At 64.6% G+C, this 18,376-nt stretch carries 17 protein-coding genes; 10 read left to right on the top strand and 7 right to left on the bottom strand.

The window, feature by feature from the left end; all coding sequences use genetic code 11:
* Positions 1–36: 36 nt before the first annotated feature.
* The 3 genes from ACXJ1Z_RS09555 to ACXJ1Z_RS09545 all read right to left on the bottom strand — a co-directional run bounded on the left by ACXJ1Z_RS09555 (position 37) and on the right by ACXJ1Z_RS09545 (position 1,633).
* Positions 37–780, bottom strand: coding sequence for a YebC/PmpR family DNA-binding transcriptional regulator (locus ACXJ1Z_RS09555; RefSeq protein ID WP_463776268.1), 744 nt, complete (start codon positions 778–780; stop codon positions 37–39).
* Positions 781–875: 95 nt separating this feature from the next.
* Positions 876–1,112: a DUF2312 domain-containing protein gene (locus ACXJ1Z_RS09550; protein WP_463776266.1), complete on the bottom strand. Its 237-nt coding sequence runs from the start codon at positions 1,110–1,112 to the stop codon at positions 876–878.
* Between the two features lie 209 nt (positions 1,113–1,321).
* Complete coding sequence (locus tag ACXJ1Z_RS09545; protein ID WP_463781214.1) at positions 1,322–1,633, bottom strand: DUF1244 domain-containing protein; 312 nt, start codon at positions 1,631–1,633, stop codon at positions 1,322–1,324.
* An 88-nt stretch (positions 1,634–1,721) separates the two neighbouring features.
* Here ACXJ1Z_RS09545 and pyk point away from each other — a divergent pair, with 88 nt between their 5' ends.
* The gene (gene pyk / locus ACXJ1Z_RS09540; protein ID WP_463776264.1) at positions 1,722–3,191 is read left to right on the top strand and encodes a pyruvate kinase; all 1,470 of its coding nucleotides are present in this window, start codon (positions 1,722–1,724) and stop codon (positions 3,189–3,191) included.
* 12 nt (positions 3,192–3,203) lie between these two features.
* Here the strand turns inward: pyk and ACXJ1Z_RS09535 are convergent, their stop codons facing one another.
* The gene (locus tag ACXJ1Z_RS09535; RefSeq protein ID WP_463776263.1) at positions 3,204–3,863 is read right to left on the bottom strand and encodes a YggS family pyridoxal phosphate-dependent enzyme; all 660 of its coding nucleotides are present in this window, start codon (positions 3,861–3,863) and stop codon (positions 3,204–3,206) included.
* Here ACXJ1Z_RS09535 and ACXJ1Z_RS09530 point away from each other — a divergent pair.
* Together ACXJ1Z_RS09530 and ACXJ1Z_RS09525 are read left to right on the top strand one after the other, a co-directional pair.
* Entirely contained in the window at positions 3,862–4,473 is a 612-nt protein-coding gene (locus ACXJ1Z_RS09530) for a thiamine phosphate synthase (RefSeq protein ID WP_463776262.1), read from the top strand. The genes ACXJ1Z_RS09535 and ACXJ1Z_RS09530 overlap by 2 nt on opposite strands.
* A 58-nt stretch (positions 4,474–4,531) precedes the next feature.
* On the top strand, positions 4,532–6,919 hold the full coding sequence (locus ACXJ1Z_RS09525; RefSeq protein ID WP_463776260.1) for a DNA translocase FtsK: 2,388 nt from the start codon (positions 4,532–4,534) through the stop codon (positions 6,917–6,919).
* A gap of 112 nt (positions 6,920–7,031) precedes the next feature.
* On the opposite strand, the gene ACXJ1Z_RS09520 is transcribed toward ACXJ1Z_RS09525, so the two are convergent.
* On the bottom strand, positions 7,032–7,430 hold the full coding sequence (locus tag ACXJ1Z_RS09520) for a hypothetical protein (RefSeq protein ID WP_463776259.1): 399 nt from the start codon (positions 7,428–7,430) through the stop codon (positions 7,032–7,034).
* A 222-nt stretch (positions 7,431–7,652) separates the two neighbouring features.
* Here ACXJ1Z_RS09520 and ACXJ1Z_RS09515 point away from each other — a divergent pair, with 222 nt between their 5' ends.
* The 4 genes from ACXJ1Z_RS09515 (at position 7,653) to ACXJ1Z_RS09500 (ending at position 12,396) form a co-directional block, all read left to right on the top strand.
* The gene (locus ACXJ1Z_RS09515) at positions 7,653–9,407 is read left to right on the top strand and encodes a cation:proton antiporter domain-containing protein (RefSeq protein WP_463776258.1); all 1,755 of its coding nucleotides are present in this window, start codon (positions 7,653–7,655) and stop codon (positions 9,405–9,407) included.
* A gap of 129 nt (positions 9,408–9,536) precedes the next feature.
* Positions 9,537–10,652: an alanine dehydrogenase gene (gene ald, locus ACXJ1Z_RS09510; RefSeq protein WP_463776256.1), complete on the top strand. Its 1,116-nt coding sequence runs from the start codon at positions 9,537–9,539 to the stop codon at positions 10,650–10,652.
* A 644-nt stretch (positions 10,653–11,296) separates the two neighbouring features.
* Entirely contained in the window at positions 11,297–11,956 is a 660-nt protein-coding gene (locus ACXJ1Z_RS09505; RefSeq protein WP_463776255.1) for a S1 family peptidase, read from the top strand.
* Positions 11,956–12,396, top strand: coding sequence for a hypothetical protein (locus tag ACXJ1Z_RS09500; RefSeq protein WP_463776253.1), 441 nt, complete (start codon positions 11,956–11,958; stop codon positions 12,394–12,396). The genes ACXJ1Z_RS09505 and ACXJ1Z_RS09500 overlap by 1 nt, the downstream gene beginning before the upstream one ends.
* Positions 12,397–12,741: 345 nt before the next feature.
* Here the strand turns inward: ACXJ1Z_RS09500 and ACXJ1Z_RS09495 are convergent, their stop codons facing one another.
* Together ACXJ1Z_RS09495 and ACXJ1Z_RS09490 are read right to left on the bottom strand one after the other, a co-directional pair.
* Positions 12,742–13,143, bottom strand: coding sequence for an acyl-CoA thioesterase (locus ACXJ1Z_RS09495; RefSeq protein WP_463781213.1), 402 nt, complete (start codon positions 13,141–13,143; stop codon positions 12,742–12,744).
* Complete coding sequence (locus tag ACXJ1Z_RS09490; RefSeq protein ID WP_463776251.1) at positions 13,140–15,254, bottom strand: S9 family peptidase; 2,115 nt, start codon at positions 15,252–15,254, stop codon at positions 13,140–13,142. The genes ACXJ1Z_RS09495 and ACXJ1Z_RS09490 overlap by 4 nt, the downstream gene beginning before the upstream one ends.
* Before the next feature lie 51 nt (positions 15,255–15,305).
* Here ACXJ1Z_RS09490 and ACXJ1Z_RS09485 point away from each other — a divergent pair, with 51 nt between their 5' ends.
* The 3 genes from ACXJ1Z_RS09485 to ACXJ1Z_RS09475 all read left to right on the top strand — a co-directional run bounded on the left by ACXJ1Z_RS09485 (position 15,306) and on the right by ACXJ1Z_RS09475 (position 18,369).
* Entirely contained in the window at positions 15,306–17,138 is a 1,833-nt protein-coding gene (locus tag ACXJ1Z_RS09485) for an aminopeptidase P family protein (RefSeq protein ID WP_463776250.1), read from the top strand.
* A gap of 53 nt (positions 17,139–17,191) precedes the next feature.
* Positions 17,192–17,593 carry a cupin gene (locus tag ACXJ1Z_RS09480; RefSeq protein ID WP_463776248.1) on the top strand — a complete coding sequence of 134 codons (402 nt, stop codon included), beginning with the start codon at positions 17,192–17,194 and terminating at the stop codon, positions 17,591–17,593.
* A gap of 176 nt (positions 17,594–17,769) precedes the next feature.
* Positions 17,770–18,369, top strand: coding sequence for an EF-hand domain-containing protein (locus ACXJ1Z_RS09475; protein ID WP_463776247.1), 600 nt, complete (start codon positions 17,770–17,772; stop codon positions 18,367–18,369).
* Positions 18,370–18,376: the final 7 nt, after the last annotated feature.

The following is an 18,376-nucleotide window of genomic DNA, read 5'->3' as shown; positions in this document are numbered from 1 at the left end:
CCCTGCATCGGCCATCCGGAATCGCCGAGAACGCGATCAGCCCAGCTTCTCCATGATTTCGTCCGAGACCTCGTAGTTGCCCCAGACGGTCTGCACGTCGTCGTCGTCGTCGAGCGTGTCGATCAGCTTGAACAGAGTCGCGGCGCTGTCCTCGCCCACGTCGACCTTGAGGTTCGGCTTCCACGCCAGCTTGACGCCATCAGCCTCGCCCAGCGACTTTTCCAGTTCGCGGGCGACTTCGTGCAGGTTCTCGACGCTGGTCCAGACCGAGTGGCTCTCGCCATCGCTCTCGACGTCGTCGGCGCCGGCCTCGATCGCGGCTTCCAGGACCTTGTCCTCGTCACCCACGGAACCCGGATACTCGATCAGGCCGAGCCGATCGAAGCCATGGCTGACCGCGCCGGTCGCACCCAGGTTGCCGCCGTTCTTGGCGAACGCGGTGCGCACGTTGGTGGCGGTGCGGTTGCGGTTGTCGGTCAGCGCCTCGACGATGATGGCGACGCCGTTGGGGCCGTAGCCCTCGTAGCGCACTTCCTCGTAGTTCTCGGCATCGCCCTTGGTCGCCTTGTCGATGGCGCGCTGGATGTTGTCCTTGGGCACCGACTGCGCCTTGGCGGCGTTGACCGCGGCGCGCAGGCGCGGGTTCATGTCCGGATCGGGCATGCCCATCTTGGCCGCGACGGTGATTTCGCGGGAGAGCTTGCTGAAACTCGCCGAGCGCTTCTTATCCTGCGCGCCCTTGCGGTGCATGATGTTCTTGAATTTGGAATGGCCTGCCATGGTCTCTGCCCGTCGTCTCGTGCGATCTCGTAAGGATGGTCGCCCTTACAACACGCGCGCGTGCAAGGGCAACCTCGGCAGGTTCCGCGCGCCGTTCAACCCAGCCCGAGCGCCGCCTTATAGGTGTCGAGCAGCATGTCCATCTCGGCGCGATCATCGGGCTTCATCTTACGCAGACGCACGATCTGGCGCATGATCTTGACGTCGTAGCCAACCGACTTGGCCTCGGCGTAAACGTCGCGGATATCGTCGGAGATGCCCTTCTTCTCTTCTTCCAGGCGTTCGACGCGCTCGATCAAGAGGCGAAGGCGGTCGTCGGTGTTCTCGGCCATGGTCGGGCTTTCCGTGTGGGACAGTGAATCGGTTGGCGGCGGCTGATAGCGCCGCCGCTGGCCGCGTGCAAAAGCCAAGCCTGTGGATAGTGCGGTTCGGCCTTTGCGAAAGAATTTTCCTACACGCAATCCCGCTGGTATCTGCGTGGCTGTTCTTTCTCATCGTCGATCATGAATCAACCACCGCATCCGGCAGGAACGCCCGCCCTTCACTGCGACGCGGCGTTCTTCTTCATGCTTTCATCCATCCGGGCCAGTTGCTCGGGGGTGGCGTCGCTCTGGGTCTTTTTCCACTCGGCGGCGGGCATGCCGTGGATCAGTTCGCGTGCTGCGGCCTTGTCGCCGGGATAGCCGGCATCGCGGATCCAGTCCGCCAGGCAGTTGCGGCAAAAGCCTGAAAGACCCATCAAATCGATGTTCTGCGCGTCCTTGCGATGGCGCAGATGGCGCACCAGGCGGCGAAATGCGGCAGCGGCCTGGGCGTCGTCCAGCGTGTCGAGTGGGTCGTTTTCCTTCATCATCGGTCCCGTTCGTCCTTGGTTTGTCATCGTCCCTTTGCCATATGGGCGCCCGACCGCAATGTTGCATCCAACCTTGGGCAGACAGCAATTGGCACGAACCGATACCAGCAGCACGCGTCGGACCCGCAGGGTCAAGATCCTGGCGACCCTTGGCCCGGCAAGCTCCACCAGGGAAACCATCGCCGCGCTGCTGCGCGCCGGCGCCGACGCCTTCCGCGTCAACATGAGCCATGGCGAGCACGAGATTCATTCGCGCACAATCGCCCTGATCCGTGAAGTGGAGAAGGAATTCGGCCGGCCCGTGTCGATCCTGTGCGATCTGCAAGGCCCCAAGCTGCGCGTCGGCAAATTCCGCGACGGTTCCGCCTTCATCCGCCACGGCGCGCACTTCACGCTCGATCGCGACCCCGAGCCGGGTGACGATACCCGCGTCCAGTTGCCCCATCCCGAACTGTTCGGCATCCTCCAGAAGGGCCAGCGGCTGCTGATCGACGACGGCAAGCTGCGCCTCAAGGTCATCCGCGCCGAACCCGATGCGTTGCTGTGCTCGGCAGAAGTCGGCGGCGCGATCTCGGATCGCAAGGGCGTTAACGTGCCCGATACGCTGGTGCCGGTGCCGGCGCTGACGGAGAAGGACCGCCGCGACCTCGCCTTCGCGCTCAAGGAGCAGGCGGACTGGATCGGCCTGTCGTTCGTGCAGCGGCCCGAGGACGTCGCCGAAGCCCGCCGCCTGATCGGCGGACAATGTGCGCTGATGGCCAAGATCGAGAAGCCCAGCGCGATCGACACCCTGGACGAGATCATCGAACTGTCCGACGGCATCATGGTCGCGCGCGGCGATCTTGGGGTCGAACTCAACCCCGAAGACGTGCCGCCGCTGCAAAAGCGCATCATCGAGAAGGTGCGCCTGGCCGGCAAGCCGGTCGTGGTCGCGACGCAGATGCTAGAATCGATGATCGAGCGGCCGACGCCGACGCGCGCCGAAGTCTCCGATGTCGCCAACGCGGTCTATGACGGCGCCGATGCGGTGATGCTCTCGGCCGAGACCGCGGCGGGGCAGTGGCCGCTGGAAGCCGTCGCGATCATGGATCGCATCGCCACCCAGGTCGAAGCCGATTCGACCTATCGCGACCGCATCCACATCACCGAGACGCCGCCCGATGCGACCATGGCCGATGCCCTGGCCGAATCATGCGCCAGCATCGCCAATGCCTTGCCGATCGAGGCGATCATCTGCTTCACCGGGTCGGGCATCTCGGCTCGCCGCGTGGCGCGCGAGCGGCCTTCGGCGCCGATGCTGGTGCTGACCCCCAGCGAGAAGACGGCGCGCCGGCTCTCGCTTTTGTGGGGCGCGCATGCGATCTCGACCAAGGACATCGGCAGCTTCGAAGAGATGATCGCCAAGGGCAAGCGCATGGCGTTGCGCCACGGCTTCGGTTCGGCCGGATCGCGGCTGGTGATCCTGGCGGGCGTACCCTTTGGGGTTCCCGGATCGACCAACCTGCTTCACGTCGTCACCCTCTCGGGCAACGAATTGGAGAAGCACGACAAGCGATAGCGGCGACCGGCGCTAGCGATTGCCGAATAGCGCGCTGCCCACGCGGACGTGGGTGGCGCCCAGCATCACCGCGGTCTCGAAATCGCCGCTCATGCCCATCGACAGTCGATCGAGGCCATGGTCGGCGGCGATCTTGGCCAGCAGCGCGAAGTAGGGCGCCGCCTCGATGTCGGCGGGCGGCACGCACATGAGCCCGATCACGGGCACCTCGGCCCCGCGTGCCTGGTCTAGCAAGGCAGGCACCTGCGCGATGGCACAGCCGCCCTTCTGCTCTTCCGCGCCGATGTTGACCTGCACGAAGCAAGGTACCTGCCGCCCCGCTTTCGCCATCGCCTTGCCCAGCGCGGTGACCAGAGAAGTCCGGTCGAGCGAGTGGATGCAATCGAACAGCGCGACCGCATCGTCCGCCTTGTTCGATTGCAACTGACCCACCAGGTGCAGCCGCACGTCCTGATGCGCGTCGATCAGCGCCGGCCACTTGGCTTGCGCCTCCTGCACTCGGTTCTCGCCAAAGACACGCTGCCCCTGCGCAAGCAGCGGAGCGATCGCCTCGGCGGCATGGGTCTTGGAGATCGCGATAAGTTCGATTGCCGCCGGATCGCGCCCGGCGATGGTGGCAGTCTTGACGATCCGCTGGCGAATGTCGTCGAGTGGCGTGGCTGGCTGATCCATGGCGCGCTGCTATAGCGTCTGCGTGCGCCACCGCTACCCACCCGTATCGCCGCTGACCGACTTGCCAGACGTATGGCTGATCAGCGATGCCCGCATCGACGACCAGCTCGAAGCCGCGATCGATCGCCTCCCGCCCCGCTCGGGAATGGTATTTCGGCATTACCACTTGCCTCCCGCCGAACGCAGGCGCCGCTTCCGCCAGCTTGCCGTCCGCTTGCGCCGCCGCGGTCACCTGGTGGTGCTGGCCGGACCCGTTATGGAGGCCCGGCGGTGGGGTGCGGATGGCGCCTACGGCGCACCCGATCGGCTAGCCGGTGGCGTGGGGCTGCTACGCCTGGTCACGGCGCATTCGCTTCGTGAACTCGGCCGAGCCAACCGCATCCGCGCCGATGCCGTGCTGCTCTCGCCGGTCTTCGCGACGAACACGCATCCGGGCGCGTCATCGCTGGGCCCCGCCCGTTTCCTTCTGATGGCAAACCGATCACGCGCCCCGGTCATCGCGCTGGGCGGGATGAGCGCACCGCGTGCGCGCCGACTGGGAACAAGGCGCTGGGCCGCCATCGAGAGTCTTGCACAGCCACGAAGACGGACGTTCCCGATCCATTCTTGACGCGGACTCCCGCCAAAGCGCATTATCGCGCGCGTAACTACGGAAAAACCACCTCAGCATGGCGACAAGAGCCCTCGCGACCGGCCGCCGGATCGCCAAACCCGACTGGCGCGCCGTCCTCAAGCGCTCGCTGCGCCGTGCGAGCGAGTTGACGGGCGCGCTGACGCTGTTTTCGGCCATGCTGTTCCTGGCCCTGTCGCTGGCGAGCTACCGCCAGACCGACCCGTCCCTGTCGACGGCAGCGGGCGGCGCGGTGCAGAACTGGATGGGCCCTGCCGGCGCCTGGCTGGCCGACGTGGCGCTGTTGCTGTTCGGACCGGTCGCGTTCCTGTTCGTGCCGCTGCTGTACGTCTTCGCACGCAAGCTGTGGCGGCTGGTCGAGGAGGAGGACGGCAGCGTCGAGCCGGTCAACCAGCGCTGGTGGCGCCCGGTCGGCGCACTTGCCGTGGCGATGGTGCTGATCGCCACCGTGCTGTCGCTCGGCTTTACCCAGCAAGGCGGTGTCTTGCCGGCATCGATGGGCGGGATCACCGGACTGCTCGGCGCCAAGGCGATCCACGGATTGACCAGCGTGCTGCCCGAAGCGGCGCAGGGCTGGACGGTGTTCGTGCTCGCGGTGATCTGCCTGTTCGCCGGCACCGCGCTGGCGGGCAAGGTCTTCGCGTTCGACTGGGGCATCCTGCTGTCGCTGCCGGGCAAGCTGGGCCGGGTGGCCGACGCCCTGCCTTCGCCCGACGCCGGCCGACCGGCCGCGCGTTCAAAGCCTCAAGCCACACCGCGTGCAGCCACCGAGATTGCCGAGGCGACGACGCCCGCAGCTGCTTTGCCATGGTCGGACGAAAAGCCGCGCAAGGCGCCCGAGATCGTCGACCCCAGCAAGCCCGCGGCGCCGGCGCAACTCGCCTCGGCGGGCCGCCAGAAGGATTTGTTCGACAAGTACCAGTTACCCAGCATCGAACTGCTGAACGAGCAGCAGACCGGTTCGCAAAAGCCGATCGACAAGCTCAGTCTGGAGCGCAACGCCCGCCTGCTCGAAACCGTGCTCGCCGACTTCAACGTCAAGGGCGAGATCACCGCCGTGCGCACCGGGCCGGTGGTCACGATGTACGAGCTGGAGCCCGCCCCGGGTATCAAGGCCAGCCGCGTGATCGGCCTGGCCGACGACATCGCCCGCAACATGAGCGCGATTTCGGCACGCGTTTCCTCAATCCCCGGTCGCACCGTCATGGGCATCGAACTGCCCAACGCCGACCGCCAGATGGTCTCGTTTCGAGAGATGGTCGGCTCCGAGGCCTTCGCCAGCCACAAGGGCATGCTGCCGATTATCCTGGGCAAGGACATCGCCGGCGAGCCGGTAGTGGCTGACCTGGCGACCATGCCGCACCTGCTGGTCGCGGGCACCACCGGGTCGGGCAAGTCGGTGGGCCTCAACACGATCCTGCTGTCGCTGCTCTATCGGCTGACGCCGGCGCAGTGCCGCCTGATCCTGGTCGATCCCAAGGTGTTGGAACTCAAGAGCTACGACGACATTCCGCACCTTCTTTCGCCCGTCGTCACCGAGCCGCCCAAGGCGGTTCGCGCACTCAAGTGGGCGGTCGAGGAGATGGAGCGACGCTATCGCATGATGAGCGAGCTGAGCGTGCGCAACCTCGCCAGCTTCAACGAGAAGGTCCGCGCCGCCGCCGCGAAGGGCAAGCCGTTAGGCCGTAGGGTGCAGATCGGCTTCGATCCCGAAACCGGCGAGGAGCTTCACGAGGAGAACCAGCTCGATTACGAGACGCTGCCGCAGATCGTGCTGATCGTCGACGAGCTGGCCGACCTCATGGTCACCGTCGGCAAGGAGATCGAGGTGCTGATCCAGCGCCTCGCGCAGAAATCGCGCGCCGCCGGCATCCACCTGATCATGGCGACGCAGCGCCCGTCGGTCGACGTCATCACCGGCGTCATCAAGGCCAACCTGCCGACCCGCATCAGCTTTGCCGTCACCAGCCGCATCGACAGCCGCACCATCCTGGGCGAGCAAGGCGCCGAGCAGCTGCTGGGCAAGGGCGACATGCTCTACAAGCCCAGCTCCGACCCGATCAAGCGCGTCCACGGCCCCTTCGTCAGCGACGAGGAAGTCGAAGGCGTGGCGGACTACTGGCGCACGCAGGGCAAGCCCGACTATATCGACGCGGTGACCGAGGAGCCCGAGGAAGGCAGCTTCGGGTTCGAGGATATCGACTCCGCTTCCGACAACCCTGACGACCGCAAGTATCGCCAGGTCTGCCATCTGGTCTTCGAAAGCCAGAAGGTCTCGGTCTCGTGGCTGCAACGTCAGATGGGCGTGGGCTACAACACCGCCGCCAAGTGGGTCGAGCGCATGGAGCAGGACGGCTACGTCGGCCCCGCCAACCACGTCGGCCGCCGCGACATCTACCGCGACGAGAACGGTAATCCGCTTTGATTAGTGTAACGCTTTTGATCTCAGGATTTCAGGGGGCTTCCTAGCAAGAATACACTACATTTGTTAAACAATCCTTTTGTCTCCTTCCGCCCACTTACGAATGTTTCCGCACCTAACGCCGAGGGTCGAGAGCAGACGCTCGTTGAGGCCAAACAAACGGAAGCGAGCCGAGCACGAACCCTAGGAATGTCGCTTGAAGCGACACAGCTAAGCCGAATGCAGAGATGTCGAGAACGACCAAGGCATAGGTGTTCGCGAGAACGTCAGCGAACATGATCGCCGCTGCCAACAGTAAAGCGGACCGCCGAAACCGCGTTAACAGCATGATGATCGCGAGTAGGTCCAAGATGACCAACGAAGTCCAGAACGCTTCGAGCAGGGGCGGTCCCCAATTATATGGCCGCCAACCATATGCGAGGAAGTCGCGCGCATGGTTGAACGCGCCTATTGCGAAGCAGGCCATGTAAAGCCCGAGCACCATCCTGAAGCGAAGATTGGGCTCCATTTTCATGGGGCGCAGTGGTATCTGTGGGATCGGCCGTTGCAAAGAGACTAAGCGGAAAGCGACCGGACCGCTCCCCACCCCCAAGCTGCCACGTCCACAATTGGATTGGGCGTATCGGTTTTCCGCCTTCTCCAGCCTCCCACCGCTCCCACCAAGGGTTCCGCGCCGCCACTTTGATCGCTAGAGCGGTGCGGTGACTCCTTCCCCATCCCACCCGAGCCGCCGCTAGTGGAGCCGCACGCCCAGTCCTTCCTGCTACAGGACGGCTGCCTGCTGTTCGGCACGGCGCTGATCTTCGTGCTGCTGTTCCGCAAGCTGGGGCTGGGTGCGACGCTGGGTTATCTGATGACCGGCGCGGTGCTGGGGCCTTATGCCTTGCGTCTGGTCGGCGATGCCGAGGGCAAGTTGGGCATTGCCGAGCTTGGTATCACGCTGCTGCTGTTCATCGTCGGCCTGGAACTGGCGCCGCGTCGCCTGTGGCGCATGCGGCACGAGATCTTCGGGCTGGGCCTGCTGCAGGTCACCGCGTGTGGCCTCGCCGTGACCGGGATCATCTATGCCTTCACCGGCTTCAGCCTGACCGCGTCGCTGGCGCTCGGGCTGCCGCTCGGCCTGTCTTCGACGGCGCAGGTGCTGCCGATGCTGCAAAGCGCAGGGCGGCTGCACACGCCGTTCGGAGAGCGCGCTTTCGCGATCCTGCTGTTCCAGGATCTCTCGATCATCCCGCTGATAACGATCATCGCCGCGATGAGCCGCAATCCCGAGGCGGCGCAGGGGCCGCCCGGATGGCTGCTGGTGGTCTATACCGTGCTGGCCGTCGTCGGGCTGATCGCGGCGGGGCGCTTCGTGATCCAGCCGCTGTTCCGCCTGATCGGCAATCTGGGCGAGCGCGAGATGTTCGTCTTCGCCGGCTTGTTCACCGTCATCGCTTCTGCCGCCGCGATGGAAGCGCTGGGCCTGTCGACCGCGCTCGGGGCCTTCATCGCCGGCGTCATGCTGGCCGATTCGCCCTATCGGCATGAACTGGAAGCCGACGTCGAGCCGTTCCGCACGATCCTGCTCGGGCTGTTCTTCATGTCGGTGGGCATGATGGTCAACATCGATGCGATCGCGCAGCGGCCGCTGTTTGTCGTCTCGCTCGCGCTGGCGCTGATCGCCACCAAGGCGACCATCATCTTCTTCCTTGGCCGGCTGTTCCGCATGGACTGGCGCGGCGCACTCGCGCTCGGCCTGCTGCTGAGCCAGGGTGGCGAGTTCGGCTTCGTGCTGTTCGCGCAGGCGCAAGGCGGCCTGCTCATCTCGCCGCTGGCGGGCAGTGTCTTCACCGCCATCGTCACGTTGTCGATGGTGACCACGCCGTTCCTGATGATGGCCACTCGCCGCATGCGCGAGGCACCCGTCAGCCAGGAGACGCGGGACGAGCCGCAGATCGACGGTTCGAACGCGCTGATCGTCGGTTACGGCCGCTTCGGCCAGACCGTTGCTCAGTTGCTGATCGCCGCCGAGGTCGAGGTCACGCTGATCGACACCGATGTCGAGATGATCGACGTGGCGGAGAGCTTCGGCGCGAAGGTCTATTTCGGCGATGGTACCCGGCTCGATCTGCTGCGGCAGGCCGGAGCCGGCGAAGCCGAGCTGATCGCGTTCTGCATCGACGGCGACCAGATCAGCGAAGAGTTCCTCCATGCCGTACACGGCGCCTTCCCCCGGGCCGAGATCGTCGTGCGCGCCTTCGATCGGCGCACGATGATCAAGCTGAAGGATGCGCCGGTGCGGCGGGTGGTGCGCGAGGTGCTCGAATCGGCCGTCGTCATGGGCCGCACCGCGCTGCAGGCGCTCGATGTCTCGCAACAGAGCATCGATCGCGCCGAGGCGGCCTATCGTGCCCGCGACAAGGAACGGTTGAAGGCGCAGTACGAGGCCGGCGACATCAAGGCGGCGCGCGATCGCATGTTCACCCAGCCGACGCGTGAGGCCCACTGATCGTCCTTGCGCCCACCTCGACCCGCGCGGCTCGGCTTAACCGGCAAACGAATGACACAACCGCGCCCACCCGGCGTTTCCTTGTCATAATGCAGCAAACGCACGCCATCATACCATCGGAGTGAAGCCATGCGCGTCGGTACCGTCCGCGAGATCAAGAACCATGAATACCGGGTCGGCCTGACGCCTGAAAGCGTCTGCGAACTGGTCGCGCACGGCCATGAGGTCTGGGTGGAGACCGGGGCGGGGCTGGGCATCGGTGCGTCGGACCGCGACTATGAAGCGCAAGGCGCGCAGATCAAGGCGACCGCCGAGACGATTTTCGCCAGTTGCGAGATGATCGTGAAGGTCAAGGAGCCGCAGTCGACCGAGCGCGCGATGTTGCGCGAGGGTCAGGTGCTTTACACCTATCTGCACCTCGCCCCCGATCCGGAACAGACCGCCGATCTGGTGAAATCCGGCGTGACCGCCATCGCTTACGAGACGGTGACCGGGCCGGGCGGCGCGCTGCCCCTCCTTAAGCCGATGAGCCAGGTCGCCGGGCGCATGTCGATCCAGGCGGGCGCGACGGCCCTGGAAAAGGCGCATGGCGGGCGCGGCGTGCTGCTGGGCGGCGTGCCGGGGGTGATGCCGGGCAAGGTCGTGGTGATCGGCGGTGGCGTGGTCGGCTTCAATGCGGCGCAGATGGCGGTTGGGCTGGGCGCCGACGTCACCATCCTCGACCGCAGTCCGGACGCGCTGGAACGCCTGGGCAATCACTTCGAGAGCCGCGCCAAGACGCGCTTTTCCAGCAAGGCCAACCTGGCCGACAGCGTGGCCGACGCGGATCTGGTGATCGGCGCGGTGCTGATTCCCGGCGCGGCGGCGCCCAAGCTGGTGAGCCGGGCGATGCTGGGCACGATGAAGGCCGGCGCGGTGCTGGTCGACGTGGCGATCGACCAGGGCGGCTGTTTCGAGACCAGCCACGCCACCACCCACGCCGATCCGACCTTCGTGGTGGATGGAATCGTGCACTACTGCGTCGCCAACATGCCCGGCGCCGTGGCGCGCACCAGCACCTATGCGCTCAACAACGTCACCCTCCCCCACGCCCTGGCGATCGCCAACAAGGGTTGGCAACAGGCACTGCGCGACGATCCGCACCTCGCCGAGGGGCTGAACGTGCACGCCGGCAAGGTGACGTACGAGGCCGTGGCGGCGGACCTGGGGTATGACTACGTGCCGGTGGCTCAAGTGCTGAGCTGAGTTTCGTCCGGACACGCAATGTCGCCCGCTGGCGAGTGCGGGATTGCGCCAAGGCAGAACTCACAACGGCGGACGTGCGGCCGGCGCGGGCCTGGCACGACAGGCTTGGCTCGCGTTCCGTCTAGCGAACGGGTGGCGGAGGAACGCAAAAGCAGACCGCCAACTCAGATAATGCGAAGCGCCGGCGCGAGAGTCTCGCAACAGGTCCGCCGGCCCGTAACGTACACCAACCAAGGGTGCCTCTCGGGCGAAGGCTTCGCGGGTCGGGAGCAGGCGCCCGTCTGGCACGCCGGCCGCATGGTGCGGATGGATGTGAACGTGGCCCCGCTCACCCGCACCCGCCGTTTGCCGGATTGCTCCGGCGATATGGTTAGTAACCTAAATGGTTCTATATGTCAAGGATGATGAGATGGTCGCTGGTCCGCTTTGGGGTGGGAAGCATACGTTCGCACAGGCGCTACGGCATAACCGCTTCGCGCCATTGTGGTCATTGACCATCCGGCATAGAGTTTCAAAGGTCACGTTTCAACAGACTGCGGTGAGGAGGGCATTTAGCCGCTTAGCGTATGCCGCTAAGACGAGCGACGAAGCATTCCGTTTGTTGGTTTCAATTCCGCCTCTTAACCCAAAATAGGAGCAACGCGATGGACGTCCACATTGGTAGGGTTGTCTTGCCTCTCGGCAGAATTATCAATGGAGGAGCAATCCAACCCCTGGGAACTTGTTTTGCGGTCGGACCTCGTAGATTTGCAACCGCTGCGCATGTTACCGGTCCAAGCGATGAGGGCTTATTAGCAATTTATGGTCGCGCTGACTCTTTGTCGGACTATCAAGATACAACCAATGAGCAGGTAAATGGCACATCGCTGAAGATAGTCAGTTACAGCCCTATGCATGACATCGTCATTCTGGAATTTGTCGATCCTACCAGTCAGATGGCCTTCGGATATCGTCTAGGGAGTTCTGATATGATCTCGCCGGGCGTCCCAGTATTAAGCCTCGGCTACCCCCACGCCGATCACGGGCGATTGGTTCTCACCCAACAATCCAGCATGGTCGGAGCTCGCATTCTACTCGGCGTTGATAATCTGAAGATCAAGCACGTCGTGTTGAACACGCAGACCCGGCCCGGACAATCAGGTGGTCCTGTTTTCTCGGCGGACGGGCTGTTCATTTGCGCAATGATTGTCGGAGGTTATGCACCCGGTGGGCCTAGCGGCATATCATTGGGCGGCATCGATCCGCAAACATTGCATCAGACTACCCACGCCGTTTCTGCAGAATACATCTCAGGGTTGCTTTAATGCTAGCTTTAGATCTTACCACAGATGGATGGCTTGAAGGATTGCCTCAGAGCCAGGTCGACGCGATCACGCAACTATTTGCATCGGGCAAATCAGAAGAAGAAATTGGCGAACTGTGGCTCTCTAGAACGGGATCTAACAACACTGTGGGTTTCGGTGTGGGCGGGCCGATCCAGAGCTTTTACTCCAACGTAAAAAAGGAATTCGCTGCGTTCGTCTGCGGTGATGATAAATATAATGATGAGCGTGCCCAAGCTGCTCAGATTTGGAATAATCAGGGCAAGGTCGGACTTGTAAGTATGGTGGCAGCGGTAGTCGCTAGCACGGTGGGGTTGGCTGCGGCAGCGGTGGTGCCCGTTATTGCATTGCTGTTTTCGCTAGCTGCGAAAATCGGTTTGAATGCATTTTGCGCGGCATGTAGTACATCCACCCAAGCTTAGCGGATATTTGGGCAGGGTTAGCTGCAGGGCCAAATGCTTGAGTGCCGACGATGCGCAAGAGATAACGAACCGCATACCTCAAAGGCCGAATTAGCCAAAGATTTCTGGCAACGCCTCAGCGAACTGCAATCAGGTGCCTGCTAAGGAATTGGGCACGACAACCATCCAAGTCATTCACGTAGGTCTAGAGGCTTTGAAAGCGCGGTTATTACGGCCAGTTGTGTTGTCGGCTATTCAATTTTAGCCTCTGAACCCGGACTTCGGCTTCCGGCTTTCAAAAGGTTGCCATCGGAAAGCAGGTTCTCGAACGGTCAAAATTGGGCGTAAGCTGATGTTATCAGACGGCTAAGCCTCGATCTCCATAAACGGACGGGCGACATCTTCTGGCACGCGCATGATCCGCCCGCTCCCCATGTCCAGCATCGCCCACTGCGTCCTAGCGCCGACGATCAGCTTGCCCGCCTCGTTGCGGAACTCGTAGCGGCGTTCGAAGCGCGCGCCTTCGGGCGGTCCTTCCACCCAGGTCGTCGCCTCGGCGCTCTCGCCCTCGCGGATGTTGCCGCGGTAGTCGATCTCGTGGCGCACCACGAGCCAGGCGTAGGCGGCCTGGTGCTCGGGCGGGGCCACCGCTTCCCAGTGCGCGGTGGCGAGGGCTTCCATCCATTGCACCCAGACCGCGTTGTTGACGTGGCCCATGCGGTCGATGTGCTCAGGGAACGCGGTGAAGGCGAGAGTGAAGCGGCTCAGCCCTCCACTCCCAGTTGCCAGAGGATGAAGGCGAACTCTTCCGCCGTCTCGTGCAGGCTCTCGAACCGACCCGACTTGCCGCCGTGGCCGGCGCCCATGTTGGTCTTGAGGATCAGCTCGTTGTCGTCGGTCTTGAGCTCGCGCAGCTTGGCGACCCACTTGGCGGGCTCCCAGTAGGTCACGCGCGGGTCGTTGAGGCCGGCGGTGACCATCAGCGGCGGATAGGCCTGCGGCTTGACCTGATCGTAGGGGCTGTAGCTGCGGATCAGCTCGAAGGCGGCCTGGTCCTCGATCGGGTTGCCCCACTCGGGCCATTCGCCCGGCGTGAGCGGCAGCGAGGCGTCGAGCATCGTCGCCAGCACGTCGACGAACGGCACATGCGCCACCACCGCGCCGAACAGCTCGGGGTCGGTGTTGATCACCGCCCCCATCAGTTCGCCACCGGCCGACCCGCCCGAGATGCTGATCTTGCCGGCCTCGGTGTAGCCCTTGGCGACCAGGCCCCTGGCGACATCGACGAAGTCGTTGAACGCGTTGGTCCGCCGCTCCAGCTTGCCTGCCTTGTACCAGGCACGACCGAGGTCGTCGCCGCCACGGATGTGGGCGATGGCATAAGCAAAGCCGCGATCGACCAGGCTGAGCCGCGCGGTCGAGAAGCCGGGATCGATAGAGATGCCGTATGCGCCATAGCCGTAGAGATGCAGCGGTCCGCCCTCGTCCCGATCCTTACGCATAACCACGCTGACCGGAATCCGGGTACCGTCACGCGCCTCGATCTCGAGCCGTTCGGTCTTGTAGAGGCCCTCGTCGTAACCCGACGGGATCTGCTGCACCTTCAGCGTCTCGAGCCGGCCATCGGCGATGTGATAGTCGTAGACCGTCGCCGGGCTGACCATCGACTCGTATGAGATGCGCAGCTTCTCGACGTCCCATTCCGGGTTGTCGCCCATGCCCGCCGAGTAGCTGGCCTCGGGGAACACGATCGGCTGGAACTCGTCCTCTTCGTACCAGTGCAGCTCGATCTTATCGAGCCCGGCACGCCGGCCTTCGACGATGTAGAAGTCCTTGAACAGCTCGAACCCGGTCAGGTAGAATTCGTCCGAACCCTCGATCAGCGTCGTCCACTCGCCCGGCGCATCGATCGACGCGGTGGCGAGGCGGAAGTTCTCGTGGGTGTCGTTGGTGTGGATGAACAGCGTGTCGTCGCGCACGTCGACATCGTACTCGATGCCCTTCTCGCGCGGGCGGACCAGGATCGGCGTCGCCAGCGGATCGTTCGCAGGAATCAGCCGCACTTCGCTGGTTTCGTGATCGCCCGCCTGCAGGATGATCCACTTTTCCTGCGCGCCCAAGGCCACGCCACAAGAAAACGCCTCGTCGAGATCGTGATAGATCGTCACGTCCTCGGCGGGATCGGTGCCGAGCTTGTGCAGCTTCACCGTGCGGTGGCGCCAGTTCTCGTCGCTGAGGCTGTAGAGCACCGAGTCCTCGGCGGCGCTCCACACGATGTTGCCGATGGTGCCTTCGACCTCGCTGTCGCCCCACTTGCCGGCGGCGCCGGGCACCGCATCGTCGAGATCGTCATCGCTGACCAGTGCCCGGAAGCGGATGGTGTAGCGCTCGGACCCGTTGGTGTCGGTGGAGTACGCCAGATTGCGCCCGCTGGGGCTGACGGCGATCGCGCCGAGGCGGAAGTAGTCCTTGCCCTCTGCCAGCGCCACCTCGTCGAGGATCAGCTCGTCCTCAGTGCCATCATCCGGCGCATCGACGGCGCGGCGCCACCACTTCTTGTACTGTGCGCCCTCCTCGAACTCGATCCAGTAGAGCCAGTCGCCATCCTTTTGCGGCACCGAAGTGTCCGCTTCCTTGATGCGGCCGCGCATCTCGGTGAACAGCGTGTCGATCCGGTCCTTGTGCGGCGCCATCCGCGACTCGAACCAGGCGTTCTCCGCTTCCAGGTGCGCGAGGACCTCCTTGTCGGTCACTTCCGGATAGCCGGCGTCGCGCAGCCAGGCGTAATCGTCGTTCACCTCGATGCCGTGGTGGGTGGAAGTGGACGGCTTCTTCGCCGCTTGCGGAGGACCGGAGAGGGTCGGGGTGGAACTTGCCATCCCTCGCATCTATGTTCGGGGGATGACCCCCGCAACCCGGACAGGCCCGATATGCTGATGAACACCCACGAAGCGCGGCTCGACGCCTTGCGCCAGGAACTCGCCCGCCAGGGACTCGACGGCTTCGTGGTGCCGATCTCGGACGAGCACATGAGCGAATACGTCGGCAGCTATGCGCAGCGGCTGGCGTGGCTGACGGGGTTCGGCGGCTCGGCGGGGACGGCGGTGGTGTTGACCGACGCGACGCGCGAGCCGGCGGCGGCGATGCTGGTCGACGGACGCTATACCTTGCAAGTGCGCGACCAGGTGGACGGGCGATTCTACGCTTATGAGGGCGTGCCGCAGACCAGCGTCGCCAAGTGGCTGGCGGCGAACGCCCCGCAAGGCGCGCGGATCGGCTACGATGCCTGGCTGCACGGCAAGGGCTGGGTGGCGACGACGCGCAAGGCCTTGGAAGCCGTCGGCGGCACGCTGGTCGCGGTCGAGAGCAACCCGATCGACGCGGTGTGGCAGGATCGTCCCGCGCCCTCGCCGGCGCCCGCAGTGGTGCACGACGAAAGCTTTGCCGGCCAGTCGAGCCAGGCCAAGCGCGAGGCGATTTCCGCCTGGCTGACCGAGCAGAAGCTGGACGCCACGGTCATCACCGCGCTCGATTCGATCGCCTGGCTGCTCAACATCCGTGGCGCGGACGTCGATCGCACGCCGGTGGCGCTGTCCTATGTGCTGGCGCATGCCGATGGCACCGCCGACCTGTTCATCGCCGAGGAGAAGGTCACCGCCGAGATCGCGCACCACCTCGGCAACTCGGTCCGCATTCGCCCGCGCGGCGCTTTCGTCCCCGCCTTGACGGGCATGGCCGGCAAGCGCGTCGCCGTCGATCCCGAGCGCGCGGTGGAAGCGATCTTCGCAGGCCTGCAGGATGCCGGGGCTGAGATCGTCGAAGCGCGCGATCCTTCGGTACTGCCAAAGGCGGTCAAGAACCCGGTCGAACAGCAGGGCCATCGCAACGCCCAGGCACGTGATGGCGCCGCCGTCTCGCGCTTCCTGTGCTGGCTGGAAACCGCAGGCCCGACCGGCACGGTCACCGAGCTGTCAGCCGCCGATGCCTTGCATGACTTCCGCAAGCGCAGCGGCGACCTGCGCGATCTGTCGTTCGACACGATCTCGGGCGCGGGGCCCAACGGCGCGATCATGCACTACCGCGTCAGCGAGGAGACCAACCGCACTCTCGAACCCGGTAGCGTCTACCTGGTCGACTCGGGCGGCCAGTATCCCGACGGCACGACCGACATCACCCGCACCGTCTGGGTCGGACCCGGACAGCCCTCGGCCGAGGTCAGGGACCGCTACACCCGCGTGCTCAAGGGCCACATCGCCATCGCCCGCGCCGTGTTCCCGCGCGGCACCGCCGGGAGCCAGCTCGACGTGCTGGCCCGCCAATACCTGTGGCAAGCGGGCGTCGATTACGCGCACGGCACCGGCCATGGCGTCGGCAGCTTCCTGGCGGTCCACGAAGGTCCGCAGCGCATCGCCAAGTCGGCGGGCGGGCAAGCCGGCACCGATCAGGAGCTGCTGGCCGGCATGTTCATCTCGAACGAGCCCGGATACTACAAGGCAGGCGACTACGGCATTCGGCTCGAGAACCTCGTGCTGGTCGAACCGCGCGAGATCGCCGGGGCCGAAGGCGAGTACTTCGGCTTCGAGACGCTGACGCTGGTGCCGTTCGACGCGACGATGCTGGAGACCACGCTGCTGTCGCCCGAGGATATCGCCTGGTGGAACGCCTACCATGCGCAGGTGCTCACGGTGATCGGGGCGCAGCTCGACGGCGAAGAGAAGGCCTGGCTGGAGGCGCGCTGCCGACCGCTTGACTCGGCGGCATGACCGCGCGACGCTGACTTCGACATGCCGGGGAACGGCCGGCTGGAGGGGATCCTATGAACCGCTCGCAGAACGATCTGAGGATTTTTCCGGTACATCTTGGGCTCGGGGCGAAAGCGCTGGCCCAGCCGGAGTTCACGGGGATGGCGTGGTACGAGGCCTATGCTCGGCGTACGGCGGGTGACGGAGCCGAGGGACGGCTGGTTTCGCTCTACGAATTCGACGAGAGTTGGGACAGTTGGGAGATGCATCCTGCCGGTGACGAACTCGTCGTGTGCCTCGCAGGCGAGATCACGCTGATCCAGGAACAGCCCGACGCCAGCTTTCATTCGCAGACGTTGCAACCCTTCGAATACGCGATCAACGCCGCCGGGGTCTGGCATACCGCGGATGTCGCCGAAAAAGCGGCGGCGCTGTTCGTAACCGCGGGCGAAGGCACGCAACATCGCCCCCGCTGATCGGATGACGAAACAGCCGAGGTGGATGTTACAATCGGCGACACTTTGTGCCCGGCGCGGCACACCTGCGCGACAATGATCCGCTAGACCGGACCATCGAAGCCGCAGGGCTAACCTGTATGGCCAACCGCCCTTGAGGCGATGACCTGTTTTAACGCACGGGATGGGAGCCGAACATGAAAAAGACGATCACCAGGAGCCTTTCGATCGCCGCCGCGCTTTTGGCTGGCAATGCCTTCGCCGCGCAAGGCCAAGTCAAACCGAAGCTGGATAGCGACGGCAACGGCGTCATCACCCGCGCCGAGGCGCAATCGGCGGCAACCGCGATGTTCGCCCGGCTCGACGCCAACCACGATGGCAAGATCGATCAGGCCGATCGCCAACTGCGACGCGAGACCATGAAGACTCAGCTGTTCGAACGGCTCGACGCCAACAAGGACGACCAGTTGTCCAAGGCCGAATTCCTCGCTGGCCGCGGCGCAGGCAAGCGCGGCGGCGATCGCCAGCGGATGGCGGCGGTTGGAACCGACGATGGCGCGATGCAACGCGGTCATGGCCGCCATGGCGGGATGATGCGTGGCGGCATGTTGGGCATGTCCAAGCTGGCGAGAACCGGCAAGGATGGCGCCATCACCCCGGCCCAGTTCTCCGCCGCCGCGCTCGCCCGCTTCGATGCCATGGACACCAACAAGGACGGTCAGGTAACGCAGGCCGAACGCCAGGCGGCGCGCGCGCAGATGAAGGCGCAACGCGCCGCTGCACGAACCCCGGGCTGACGCCGGT

This window comes from Novosphingobium sp. TK46 (assembly GCF_055361525.1).
Note: the sequence above shows the minus strand (reverse complement) of the source record. Positions and strands in the feature narration are given on the sequence as shown.